Raw genomic sequence first — 12,233 nt, 5'->3', positions numbered from 1 at the left:
GGTGCACCGGCGGCGGGAATCCGCCGCGCCTTGGGTGTCCATCCGGCCCCAGCCCCGACTGCGGCGCCCAGGTCTGGAAGAACATCCAGTGCCAGAGCGGCGGCAGAGCCCCGTCCGGCGCGAACGCCTCGAGCGGGCGGTCGAGCGTCGCCGCGAACCCTGACAGCCGCAGCCGGTCGATCGTGTCCTCCGCGGCCTCGCTGCGCCCCAGCCAGGCCTGAAGCTCGTCCGCCATCGCGCCCTCCCGTGCCAGCGCCAAGCCGGTAGCGTGAGAACGGGCCTGCGACCAGAGGGGTGCCGCCACCCACGGCGAGGTGGTCGGTAGGTTCCTAGGTTCGTCGCCAGTAGCGGAAGGCGCCGCGCTCCTTGACCAGCGCATAGTCAGCGAGCAAGGCGTCGATGTCGGGGTTGCCTCGGTAGTAGCCGAGATAGTCGAAGCCCTGACCGCCGCAATCCGGAATCAACCGCGATCGCACCCGCTCGACGATGAGGTCCGGCGGCCGCGCCACGAGGTCGTCGACCACTTCCCGGAACAATCGGTCGCGCCACTCCGCCGCCGCGCCGGACGGCTCGATCCGCACGCCAGTCGCGTCGCAGTCGCGATAGAAGGCGTGGAGAAAGAACAGTGACATGAATCGCACGCCCACTTGGCGCTCGGCATGACTTGCCGCGGGGAAGACGTCCGACAGATAGGATGACATCACCACCACACGCCCGCCGATCGGGCTGTGGGCCTCGATCGTGCGCGACAGCTGACCGACCTCCGAACTGGAGTAGCGCAGCTGGAGCCAGGGAGACTGGCGCACATCGAGGGCAGACACGGCCGATACCAGGATCAACCCGGCCGCGGTCAGGCGCGCGCCGCGCTCGCCGTCCGGCCCGAGTTCCTCCGCCGCCACGGCGCCGAGCAGCAACCACAGCAGCATCTGCGCCGGCAGGGAGTGATACGCGAACTGCTTCGCCTGAACGAGCGGCAGGACGACGGCCACGACCGCCGCGATGGCCACGACCTTGCTGAATTCGCCGAAGCGCAGGACCACCGCAGCGACAGCCAGCACCGCGATCGCCACCGCAGCGCCGAGCAGGCGGTGCGTGTAGGGCCGCAAGAGGATGTAGAGCGGCGGCTCGCCAATGTCGGTGTACACGCTCAGCGCAAACGGCACGATCTCCGCGAGGAAGCCCGGGAAGACCAGCAGGATCACCGCGGCGTAGGTCAACCACACCAGCCCCATCAGCCACGGCACTCCATCGCGGAGCCAGGCACGCGCGCCCCGCCGCAGCAGCACGTAAAGCTCGATCGCCGCCGGCATCAGCAGGAAGTAGGGCTTGATCGCCGCCCCGATCGCGGCCGCCCCGAGCCCGACCAGCACCGCCGGCGACAGCGCGACCGGACCCTCAGCGCGCCGCGCGGCGAGCGCCAGGTAGGGTACGGTCAGCACGATGAACACGTGCTCGCGCTGGCCGAAATGCTCCATCGGGAAACCGAGCAGCAGGAACGGCACCAGACCCGCCAACACCCAGAACCCGAGCGAGCCGATCGCCATCCGGGGCCGCATGATGCGCCATGCGCACGTCGCCATGCCGACCGCCAGGGCACCGAGTTGAAGGTTCCACGCGACCATCGCCGGCAGCCCGAACAGCGTGGCCGTCAGGGCCGCAGGTGCCGACAGCATGAAGATCAGCGGCGGGTTGACGTCGAAAAGGTCGATGTAGAGGCTATGCCCCTCGACCCACAGCTGGGTGAAATGCAGGATGGCTGCGACGTCGGTGTTCCAGGGCGGCGCGAACGCCACCCCGTAGCCGATCGCCGCTGAGGACCAGAACACGGCCAACAAGGCCAGATCGGTCAGGTGGCGCAGGTCCGTCCCTGCCAACCTGCGGCCGGGAGACGGGGCAGATGAAGCTGTCGCAAGCACTGGGCGATCGGAACCCAAGCTGTACTCCCGCCGAGCTGAAAAACAGCTTTCCTCTTCACTTTACTTCTGGAGCAACGGTATCATCTTCTTAATGTCCTAACAACGACGCAGTGTTACCACCTTTGCGTGTGGAATGCTCGTCCAGGATTACTTTGGGCGTAATGGAACCCGACGAATACAACCAGATGGACAGGGTGGAGGGCGTCATGTGGTGGTACCGCGCGCTCCATGCCCGTGTGATCGAGGCGCTACGGCGGAGCCCGGGCGATCCGTCCCTGCCGCTGCTGGACGCTGGCTGCGGCACAGGCGGCCTGCTGCGCCGCCTCGCCGAGGTACTCCCCTCACGCAGGCTCGTCGGGTTGGACGTCGAGAACGAGGCAATCCGCCGCGCGCGGCGCAAGGTGCCTTCGGCTCTCCTCGCTGTCGGCTCGGTCGACGCCATGCCCTTCGCGGATGGACGGTTCGGTGCGGTGGTGTCCTGTGACGTCCTTTGCCACCGTCTGGTCGACGAGGCTGCGGCACTGGCCGAGCTCCGTCGTGTGCTCGCGCCTCGGGGCATGCTGGTGCTGAACCTGCCGGCACATCAGTGGCTGCACTCGGCGCATGACCGGCGGGTGCATACCGCGCGGCGCTATAGCCGGGCCGAGCTGCGCCGCACTCTCGAAACCGCCGGTTTCGCGCCGGTCTCGCTCGGGTTCTGGAACGCGCTGCTGCTTCCGCTGATGGTTGTGCAGCGCAAGGTGCTGTGGCGGTTCCGCGCCGAGGAGTCGTCCGATGTCGCCGCGTTTTCGCCACCGATCGATGCGACCTTCCGCGCCGTCACGGACACGGAAGCGGCGCTGGCCCGTCTCGGCCTGCGCTTCCCGGCCGGGGGCTCGCTCCTCGCCGTCGCGCGCCGTGCCTGATGTCACCTGCCGGAACCACCACGATGTTGCAGCTCACGCCCCCTCGGCCATTCCCGCCGGAGACCGCGCCGGCGCTGTCGGTCGTCATCCCGGTCTATAACGGTGCCGCCACGATCGGCGAGCTCGTCCACGCGCTCGCCGGGCTCGACGTGCCGGGCGGGCTCGAGATCGTGCTGGTGAACGACGGCAGCCCCGATGACAGCGACGCGGTCTGCCGCCGCCTGGTCGGCACCGCGGACGTGCCGATCACCTATGTCGCGCACGCGCGCAACTACGGCGAGCACAACGCGGTGATGACGGGCCTTCGCCACGCGCGCGGCGACTACGCGATCACGATGGACGACGACCTCCAGAACCCGCCCGAGGAGGTGCTGCGGCTGTTCCTGCACTGCCACGACGGCGGCTACGACGTGGTCTACACGCGCTATGCCGAGAAGCGGCACGCCGCCTGGCGCAACCTCGGCAGCCGTTTCGCCAACCGGGTCGCCGACCTGCTGATCGACAAGCCGAAGGGGCTCTATCTCTCGTCGTTTCGCTGCATCAGCCGGCTCGTGATCGACGGGGTCGCGCGCTACGAGGGGCCATTCCCCTATGTCGACGGGCTGATCATGCAGGTGACGCAGCGGATCGGCACGCTTGAGGTGCGGCATCTGCCGCGCGCGCAGGGGCGGTCGAACTACACGTTGAAGCGGCTGGTGACGCTCTGGCTGAACCTCGCCTTCAACTTCTCTCTGCTGCCGCTCAGGCTCGCCGTGCTGCTCGGGCTGGCGATGGGCGCGGTCGGCGGTGTCGCGGCACTGTACGTGATCGGCCATGCGCTGTTCGGCAGCCCGCCCGAGGGCTGGGCGAGTACCATGGTGGTGGTGCTGCTGCTCGCGGCCGCTCAGTTCGTGATCCTGGGCATCGTCGGCGAGTATCTCGGCCGGGCGTTCCAGACCGGCAACCGCAAGCCGCAGGGGATCGTGCGCAGCGTCGTGCGCGCCGGCGTGCCGGATCGGGTGCAGTGAGCCTGCACTGGGCGTCGCTCGGCGCCGCACTGGTCGCGGGCGTGGTCGGGCAGCTGCTGCTGAAGGCCGGCGCGACCGGACCAGGCGACTTCCTGGTGCAGCTGATGCGCCCCGCCACCATCGTGGGCCTGGGCTTCTACGGCCTCGCGGCGATGCTCTACATCGTCGCCTTGCGCGGCATTCCCGTCTCGGTCGCGTTCCCGGCGGCGGCGGCGCAATACGTGATCGTTGCGATGGTGGGTTGGCTCGTCTATGCAGAGCCGGCCGGGTTCCAGCAGGTCGGCGGGCTCGCGCTGATCGTTGTCGGCGTGCTGCTGCTGGCCACCGCCTGACTGCCGGTTTCGTTGCCGTGGGCGATGCATCCCAGCTCCACGGTTGACGCCCCAGGACCGCGGATGCGAGCCTCACCTTCTGTCCACCGAAGGAGGCCCTGATGCTGCGCCGGACGACCGTGCTTGCGATCGCGCTCGCTCTCGCAGCCGGTGGCGCGCAGGCACAGCAGCGCACCCTGACCGTCGGTGCATCGAGTGCGTCCACGGGCATGGACCCGCACTACCACTCCTCCAACATGAACAACGGCCAACTGCGCCAAGTGTTCGATCTGCTGATCGACCTCGACACGAGCGGGCGCATCGTGCCGCGGCTCGCCGAAAGCTGGCGCATCGTCGATGACCACACCTGGGAGTTCAAGCTGCGCGAGGGCGTGCGCTTTCACGACGGCACGCCCTTCGAGGCCGAGGACATCGCCTTCACCTTCGCGCGCATCCCCACAATCCCGAACAGCCCGGGCCCGTTCACGCCCTCGGTGCGGCGCATCAAAACCATCGAGGTGGTCGATCCGCGCACGGTGCGCTTCGTCACCGACGTGCCGCATCCCTTCCTCGACTTCGACGTCGCCGGGATCATGCTGCTGTCGCGCAAGGTGCATGAGGGCATGACGCTCGCCGACTTCAACAGCGGCCGCGCCATGATCGGCACCGGCGCCTACCGTTTCGTCAGCTACACGATCGGCGATCGGCTGGAGCTCACGCGCAACGACGCCTATTGGGGCGGTGCGCCGCCATGGGACCGGGTGGTGACGCGGGTGATCCCGAACGCCTCGGCCCGCGTCGCCGCCCTGCTCTCGGGCGAGGTCGATCTGATCGACTTCGTCCCTGTGCAGGATGTCCGGCGCCTCTCCAGCGATCCGCGCCTCGCGGTCTACGGGATCGAGAGCAACGGGACGGTCTATCTGTTCCCCGATGCCGCGCGCGAGCAGGCGCCGTTCGTCACCGACAAGCAGGGACGCCCGCTCGACCGCAACCCGATGCAGGACGCGCGGGTGCGCCAGGCCATGTCGATGGCGATCAACCGCGCGGGCATCGTCGAGCGGCTGCTGGAGGGCCAGGGCGGCCCCGCGAGCCAGTTCGCTGCCCCCTCGCTGCCCGGCCGCGCGGCGGAACTGCCGCCGCTGCCCTATGACCTCGACCGCGCCCGCGCCCTGCTCGCCGAGGCGGGATACCCCGACGGGTTCCGCATGACGGTACACGGCCCGAACGGCTGGTTCGCCAACGATGGCGACGTGATGCAGGCGATCGCGCAGGGTTTCACGCGCATCGGCATCGAGACGCGCGTCGAGCTGCTGCCGCCGGCGAACCTGTTCACCCGCGCGACCAACCGCGAGTTCGCGATGTTCATGACCACCTTCACCACCGCCTATGCCGCCAACATGCTGCGCCAGGTGGTGATGACGCGCGACCCCGAGGCCGGCACGGGGCCGTTCAACCGCCAGCGCTACTCCAACCCCGAGCTTGACGCGCTGGTCCGCCAGGCGTTGCAGACCATGGACGAGGAGCGGCGCAACGCGATCGTCGCCGATGCGATGCGGCTGGCAACCCGCGAGATGGCGGTGATCCCGGTGTTCTATCTGAAGCTGAACTGGGCGGCGCGGCGCGACCGCCTCGTCTATGAGCCGAGCCCGAGCTGGTACACCAACGCGCTGCTCGCGACACCCGCCAACTGACACGCCTCCAGAACGAAGGACCCTGCCGGATGCCGGATGCCGCCACGCTCGCCCGCCTGTCGGAGGCGGTGAACGCCAGCTTCGACCGTGAGGTGGCGTTCCTCGCCGAGCTCGTCCGCTTCCCCTCGCTGCGCGGCGCGGAAGCGCCGTTGCAGGACTGGATCGCGCGCGAGCTGCGCGGCCGCGGCTACGCCGTGGATCGCTTCACCCTGGCCGACGTGCCGCTTGCCGCCCACCCGAAGGCGAGCCCGATGGTCGGTGTCGATCCGGCTCACTCGGTGCAGGTCGTCGCCGCGCATCGCGCGGAGGCACCAACGGGCCGCAGCCTGATCCTGCAGGGCCATATCGATGTTGTGCCCGAGGGGCCGGCGGAGATGTGGACGCATCCGCCCTATGCCGCGGTGATCCGCGACGGATGGATGTACGGCCGCGGCGCGCACGACATGAAGTCCGGTGTCGCCTGCATGGTGTTCGCGATGGACGCGATCCGCGCGGCCGGGTTCGCGCCCGCGGCTGACGTCTATCTCCAGACCGTCACCGAGGAGGAAAGCACCGGCAACGGCGCGCTCGCCACCCTGCTGCGCGGCTACCGCGCCGATGCCGCGCTGATCCCGGAGCCGTCCGGGCATGCGATCACGCGCAGCCACACCGGCACGCTCTGGTTCCGGCTCAAGGTGCGCGGCGTGCCGGTGCATGTCGCGGTGGCGCAGGACGGCTCGAACGCCATCATGTCGGCGATGCATCTGGTGAACGCGCTCTATGCGCACACGCGTGCGCTGAACGCGGCGGCTAAGGCGCACCCCTGGTACGCGCCCGTGCCCGACCCGATCAAGTTCAACCCCGGCATCATCCGGGGCGGCGACTGGGCCTCCTCCACCCCCGCCTGGTGCGAGGTGGATTGCCGCATCGGCCTGCTGCCGGGCACCGAGGTTGCGGATGCCATGGCGGGTGTGGAGCGCGCGGTGCGCGAGGCCACAGCCGGCGACACGTTCCTCGCCAACAACCCGCCCGAGCTCGTCTGGCACGGCTTCCAGGCCGACGGCTACGTGCTCGAGCCCGGCAGTGAGGCCGAGGCCGTGCTGGCCGCCGCGCATGCGCAGGTGCATGGCGGGACGATGCCGGAACGGCGCACCACCGCGGTGAACGACACGCGCTTCTACGGGCTCTATTTCGGCATCCCCGGGCTTTGCTACGGGCCGAAGGGCGAGGGCGCACATGCCTTCGACGAACGCACCTCGATCGAGGATCTGCGCCGCTGCACCCTGACGATCGCGGCGTTCATCGCCGCTTGGTGCGGGCTCAGACCCTCACCCTGACCCTCTCCCACTCGCGTGGGAGAGGGAACCCGGCGGCGCCACTGCGTCCCCTCTCCCGCGTCAGCGGGAGAGGGTCAGGGTGAGGGCCGCCTGCACCGCCGCGACCAGCGCCGCATCCTCCTCCGGCCTGAGCGCCTGCGGATCGACCAGCAGCACCCCCTCGCCCGCGCGCCGCTCGCCGAGATGCACCGGCGGGTCGCCCGCGCGCAGCCGTGCTGCAAGGCCTGCCGCATCGTCCACGTGCAGCGCAAGCTGCGGCGCACGGCCCGTCGCCGCCGCACCGAGCAGCGTACTCGGTGCCGGCAGCGCCGCCGCGATCGCGGCGAGCCGCGCCTCCTGCGCCGCCTGCTCCGCCGCCTCGTCGCGCGCGAGGAAGCGGCGCAGTGCGACCAGCAGGCCGATGATCTCCTCCTTGCCCGCCTTGAAGCCGCGGCCGAGCCCGTGATGCGGCACGCCGGCCATCTGCACGCCGAGCGGCGCGCGCCAGGTCGCCACGGGCACGTCCATGTCGAGCATCTGCATCAGCGCGGAGGCGATCAGCGTGCGCCGGCCGGCGAGGATGCCCGAGGATTGCGGCCCGCCGATCGCCTTGCCGCCGGAGAAAGCGACAAGGTCGGCGCCGTCGGCGATGAAGCAGCGGAGATTCGCCGCTGGCGGAAGTTGTGCTGCCGCATCGACAATTACCTTCAGGTCGTGCGCATGCGCGGTGCGCGCAATCAGCGCGAGGTCCGCCACGCTTCCCGGGGTTGCGGCGACGAACACCGCCGCGGTGCGCGGCGTCACCGCGGCCTCGATTTCCCAGGCCTCGATCCCGCGGATGCCCGCCCCGGTGCCGCGGTCGTTGTGGCCGAAATCGACCAGCCGCGCACCGGCGACCGCGAGGGCGCGCGTGTAGGCGCTGCGATGCGTGCGGTGCACCAGGATCTCGGTCCGCCCTTCCTCGATGCGCGGCAGAGCGGCCATGCGCGCGGGATCGAGCCCGGCGAGGGAAGCAGCCGCAGCGAGCGTCAGCCCGGCGGCCGCGCCCGTGGTGACGAGCCCCGCCTCCGCGCCGGTAGCGGCGGCGATCTCAGTCGAGGCGCGCTCCTGCAACGCCGCCATGTCGAGCGAGGCGGCTGCCGCCTCCGCCATTGCCGAAACGACCTCCGGCGCCATCGGCGCACCGCCGAGCCGCGTCAGCGTGCCGGCGGCGTTGATCACGCGCGCAAGCCCGAATTGGGCCAGCACCCCCGCCATCACGCGTCCAGCAGGTGACAGGCGGCACGGCGGCCGGGCGAAACTTCGCGCAAGGTCGGTGTCTCCTGTCGGCAGCGATCCATCACGAACGGACAGCGCGTGTGGAAGCGGCAGCCCGAGGGCGGGTTCAGCGGCGACGGCACGTCGCCCTCCAGCACCAGCGTGTCGCGTTTCGCGCGCGGATCAGGAATCGGCGCCGCGGCGACCAGCGCACGCGTGTAGGGGTGCTTCGGCTCGTCCAGCACCACCTGCTTGGGGCCAATCTCGACGATCTCGCCGAGATACATCACCGCGATCCGATGGCCGATATGCTCCACCACCGCCAGGTCGTGGCTGACGAACAGGTACGCCAGCCCGAACTCCTCCTGGAGGTCCATCATCAGGTTCAGCACCTGCGCCTGCACCGAGACATCGAGCGCGGAGACCGGCTCGTCGGCGACAATCAGCTTCGGATTGAGCGCGAGCGCGCGCGCAAGACCGATGCGCTGGCGTTGCCCGCCCGAGAACTCGAACGGGTAGCGCCCCACGCCCTCCTGCCGCAGCCCGACCTTGGCGAGCAAACCGGCAACCCGCTCCTCGAGCACCTTGCCCGAGAGCCCCTCGTAGTTCTCGAGCGGTTCGCCGACGATCTGCCCCACCTTCAGCCGCGGGTTTAGCGAGGCATAGGGGTCCTGGAACACCATCTGCACGCGCCTGCGGAACGGTGCGAAGGCGCGCTCGTCGAGCGCGGTGACGTCGGTGCCGTCGAGCCGGATCGACCCGCCTGTCGGCTCATCCAGGCGCAACACCAAGCGCGCGACCGTCGACTTGCCACAGCCAGACTCGCCGACCAGGCAAAGCGTCTCGCCCGGCTCGATCGCGAAGGAGACGCCGTCCACCGCGCGCACCCAGGCCACGGGGCGGCGCAGCACGCCGCGCACGATCGGGAAATGCTTGACGAGACCGTCGACCGCGAGCACGGCGCTCATGCGCGTCCCGCCTCCCAGCACGCGGCGTAGTGGCTGCTGCCGTGGTCCTCAAGCGAGGGCGCCTCGGCCCGGCAGCGATCGGTCGCGAGCGGACAGCGCGGCGCAAACGCGCATCCCGGGATCGGCGCCCGCAGATCGGGCACGATGCCGGGGATCTCGGCGAGCCGCTTCGCCCTGTTGTGCTTCAGGCGCGGGATCGAGGCCATCAGCCCCCGCGTGTAGGGATGCAGCGGCGCATCGAACAGGTCGGTGACCTCCGCCTGCTCGACCACGCGGCCGGCATACATCACCACCACGCGCTTCGCCGTCTCGGCGATCACGCCGAGATCATGCGTGATCAAGATCACCGCCGAGCCGATGCGCTCCTTCAGCTCCAGCATCAGCCGCAGGATCTGCTTCTGTACCGTGACGTCGAGCGCGGTGGTCGGTTCGTCGGCGAGCAGCAGCCTTGGATTGCAGGAGAGCGCCATCGCGATCATCACGCGCTGGCGCATCCCGCCCGAGAAGTGATGCGGGTAGTCTCCGACGCGCCGCTCTGCGTCGGGGATGCGCACCAGCTTCAGCATGTCGACCGCGCGCGCGAGCGCATCCTTCTGGCTTGCCCCCTGGTGGATGCGCACGGCCTCGGCGATCTGCTCGCCGATGGTCAGCACCGGATTCAGGCTGGTCATCGGCTCCTGGAAGATCATCGCGATCCGGTTGCCGCGGATCTCGCGCATCGCCGGCTCGTCAAGCGTGACGAGGTTCGTGCCCTCAAACATCACCTTGCCGCCGACGATGCGTGACAATTTGGGCGGCAGCAGCCGCAGGATCGAGAGCGCGGTGACCGACTTGCCGCAGCCAGACTCGCCGACGATGCCGAGCGTCTCGCCGGGCGCGAGCGCGAACGACACGCCGTCCACCGCGCGCGTCACCCCGTCCTGCGTGAAGAAATGCGTCCGGAGGTCCTCGACCTCCAGGATCGGCGCGGCGGTGTCCATCACATCCGCCGGGCGAGACGCGGATCGAGCCGGTCGCGCAGTCCGTCGCCCAGCAGGTTGATCGACAGCACGACCAGCGCCAGGCAGATGCCGGGCGCGAAGATCGTCCAGGGCGCGCGCGCGAGGAACAGCCGCGACTGGGCGATCATGTTGCCCCAGGTCGGGATCTCGGGCGGCACGCCGGCGCCGAGGAACGACAGCCCCGCCTCCGTCAGGATCGCGGAGGCGCAGAGATAGGTCGCCTGCACGATCAGCGGGCCGACCGTGCTCGGCAGGATGTGGCGCAGGATGATCTTCTGCGACGGGCTGCCGACCGAGATCGCGGCGTCGATGTAGGGGCGCTCGCGCACCGTCAGCACCACCGAACGCACCAGCCGTACCACGCGCGGGATGTCGGGCACGGTGATCGCGATGATGACGATACCGATACCGCCACCCGTCAGCGCCACCATCGCGATCGCAAGCAGGATCGAGGGGATCGCCATCAGCGCGTCCATCACGCGCATGACGATCGCATCGACCAGGCGGAAATAGCCCGCGGCGAGCCCGATCGCGAGGCCGATCGCCGTGGCCAGTGTTGCCACCGTGATGCCGACCATCAGCGAGATGCGCGTGCCATGCACGGTGCGCGCGAAGATGTCGCGTCCCAGATTGTCGGTGCCGAAGCGGTCGATCTTGCCGGCGGCAAAAAAATCCGCGAAGGAGGGCGGCATCAGCCGATCGACCGGCGAGACGGTGAACGGGTCGCCCGAGATCCAGGGCGCGAAGGTGGCGACGAACACCATGATCAGCAGCATCGCGCCGCCGATCACGATCGTGGGGTTGCGCCGCGAGAAGCGGCCGAACCCACCCCGCATCGGGATCAGCGGCGTCTCGACGGTGGCGGTGGTCGCCATCAGTAGCGCACTCGCGGGTCGAACAGCGTGTACGACAGGTCGACGGCGAGATTCACCAGCACGTAGACCGCAGAGAACACCAGCATCACACCCTGGATGATCGGGTAGTCGCGCCGCGTGATCGCATCGACCACGAGCCGGCCCACACCGGGGATGTTGAACACGGTCTCGGTGATGACCACGCCGCTGATCAGCAGTGCCACACCGATGCCGACCACGGTGACGATCGGCACGGCCGCGTTCTTGAGCGCGTGCTTGAACAGCATCGGCCGTGTCGCGACCCCCTTGGCCTGCGCCGTGCGGATGTAGTCCTCCGACAGGATCTCCAGCATGGTCGTGCGGGTGATGCGCGCGATGAGCGCGAGATAGGCAAGCCCGAGCGCGATCGAGGGCAGGATCAGCCGCTCGAGCCAGGGCCAGAACCCTTCGGCGATCGGGCGATAGCCCTGCACCGGCAGCCAGCGGAGCTCGATCGCGAACAGATAGACCAGCAGATAGCCGACCACGAACACCGGCAGCGAGAACCCCGCAACCGCGAGCCCCATCACCGAGCGGTCGATGCCCGAGCCAGCCTTCCAGGCCGCGATGACGCCGAGCGCGATCGCGATCGTGACCGCGAAGATCAACGTCGTGATGGCAAGCGAGATCGTCGGCTCGGCGCGCTGCAGAATCAGTTCGGCCACGCCGCGGTTCCAGAACAGCGATTGGCCGAGATCGCCCTGCAGCACGCGCCAGATCCAGATCGCGAACTGCTCCCAGAGCGGCCGGTCGAGGCCGAGCGTGGCGCGGATCGCGGCGATCTGGTCCGACGTCGCGTTGTCGCCGGCGATCACGGAGGCCGGATCGCCGGGCGCAAGATGCACGAGCAGGAACACGATCACCGCGACCAGGAGCATCACGGGGATGGTCGCGATCAGACGGCGGATGATGTAGGCGATCATGTCGTGCGCGCTTACTTGGCCGCACCCTCACCCTGACCCTCTCCCGCACGCGGGAGAGGGAACCGG

11 protein-coding genes and 1 pseudogene are annotated in these 12,233 nt (G+C 69.4%); 5 read left to right on the top strand and 7 right to left on the bottom strand.

The annotated features are described in order from the left end of the window. Together ACTIFU_RS16015 and ACTIFU_RS16010 are read right to left on the bottom strand one after the other, a co-directional pair. Positions 1 to 235, bottom strand: a pseudogene (locus ACTIFU_RS16015) (acyl-CoA dehydrogenase); the annotation flags it as partial. A gap of 94 nt (positions 236 to 329) precedes the next feature. After that, positions 330 to 1,874, bottom strand: coding sequence for a hypothetical protein (locus ACTIFU_RS16010; protein ID WP_439579320.1), 1,545 nt, complete (start codon positions 1,872 to 1,874; stop codon positions 330 to 332). Between the two features lie 203 nt (positions 1,875 to 2,077). Here ACTIFU_RS16010 and ACTIFU_RS16005 point away from each other — a divergent pair, with 203 nt between their 5' ends. The 5 genes from ACTIFU_RS16005 to ACTIFU_RS15985 all read left to right on the top strand — a co-directional run bounded on the left by ACTIFU_RS16005 (position 2,078) and on the right by ACTIFU_RS15985 (position 7,146). Next, a complete protein-coding gene (locus ACTIFU_RS16005) occupies positions 2,078 to 2,821 on the top strand; it encodes a class I SAM-dependent methyltransferase (protein WP_439579319.1) in 744 nt (247 codons plus the stop codon). Positions 2,822 to 2,844: 23 nt separating this feature from the next. Then, positions 2,845 to 3,828, top strand: a complete 984-nt coding sequence (locus ACTIFU_RS16000) for a glycosyltransferase family 2 protein (RefSeq protein ID WP_439579318.1) — start codon at positions 2,845 to 2,847, stop codon at positions 3,826 to 3,828. Then, complete coding sequence (locus ACTIFU_RS15995) at positions 3,825 to 4,160, top strand: DMT family transporter (protein ID WP_439579317.1); 336 nt, start codon at positions 3,825 to 3,827, stop codon at positions 4,158 to 4,160. The genes ACTIFU_RS16000 and ACTIFU_RS15995 overlap by 4 nt, the downstream gene beginning before the upstream one ends. 101 nt (positions 4,161 to 4,261) lie before the next feature. Then, the gene (locus tag ACTIFU_RS15990; RefSeq protein ID WP_439579316.1) at positions 4,262 to 5,830 is read left to right on the top strand and encodes an ABC transporter substrate-binding protein; all 1,569 of its coding nucleotides are present in this window, start codon (positions 4,262 to 4,264) and stop codon (positions 5,828 to 5,830) included. Between the two features lie 29 nt (positions 5,831 to 5,859). Beyond that, complete coding sequence (locus ACTIFU_RS15985) at positions 5,860 to 7,146, top strand: ArgE/DapE family deacylase (RefSeq protein WP_439579315.1); 1,287 nt, start codon at positions 5,860 to 5,862, stop codon at positions 7,144 to 7,146. A 60-nt stretch (positions 7,147 to 7,206) separates the two neighbouring features. On the opposite strand, the gene ACTIFU_RS15980 is transcribed toward ACTIFU_RS15985, so the two are convergent. Genes ACTIFU_RS15980 through ACTIFU_RS15960 form a run of 5 tightly spaced genes read right to left on the bottom strand, consistent with a single transcriptional unit; the run spans position 7,207 to position 12,167 of the window. After that, on the bottom strand, positions 7,207 to 8,382 hold the full coding sequence (locus ACTIFU_RS15980) for an aminotransferase class V-fold PLP-dependent enzyme (RefSeq protein WP_439579314.1): 1,176 nt from the start codon (positions 8,380 to 8,382) through the stop codon (positions 7,207 to 7,209). Further along, positions 8,382 to 9,350 (bottom strand): ABC transporter ATP-binding protein, encoded by a 969-nt coding sequence (locus ACTIFU_RS15975; RefSeq protein ID WP_439579313.1) that lies wholly within the window; start codon positions 9,348 to 9,350, stop codon positions 8,382 to 8,384. The genes ACTIFU_RS15980 and ACTIFU_RS15975 overlap by 1 nt, the downstream gene beginning before the upstream one ends. Continuing rightward, positions 9,347 to 10,330, bottom strand: coding sequence for an ABC transporter ATP-binding protein (locus tag ACTIFU_RS15970; protein ID WP_439579312.1), 984 nt, complete (start codon positions 10,328 to 10,330; stop codon positions 9,347 to 9,349). Before ACTIFU_RS15970 ends, ACTIFU_RS15975 begins: the two co-directional genes overlap by 4 nt. Continuing rightward, complete coding sequence (locus ACTIFU_RS15965; RefSeq protein ID WP_439579311.1) at positions 10,330 to 11,226, bottom strand: ABC transporter permease; 897 nt, start codon at positions 11,224 to 11,226, stop codon at positions 10,330 to 10,332. Before ACTIFU_RS15965 ends, ACTIFU_RS15970 begins: the two co-directional genes overlap by 1 nt. Further along, positions 11,226 to 12,167, bottom strand: coding sequence for an ABC transporter permease (locus ACTIFU_RS15960; RefSeq protein ID WP_439579310.1), 942 nt, complete (start codon positions 12,165 to 12,167; stop codon positions 11,226 to 11,228). The genes ACTIFU_RS15965 and ACTIFU_RS15960 overlap by 1 nt, the downstream gene beginning before the upstream one ends. Positions 12,168 to 12,233 lie beyond the last annotated feature (66 nt).

Source organism: Elioraea sp. (assembly GCF_051860475.1).
GTDB lineage: Bacteria > Pseudomonadota > Alphaproteobacteria > Acetobacterales > Acetobacteraceae > Elioraea.
This window is presented reverse-complemented; position numbering and strand designations above follow the sequence as displayed.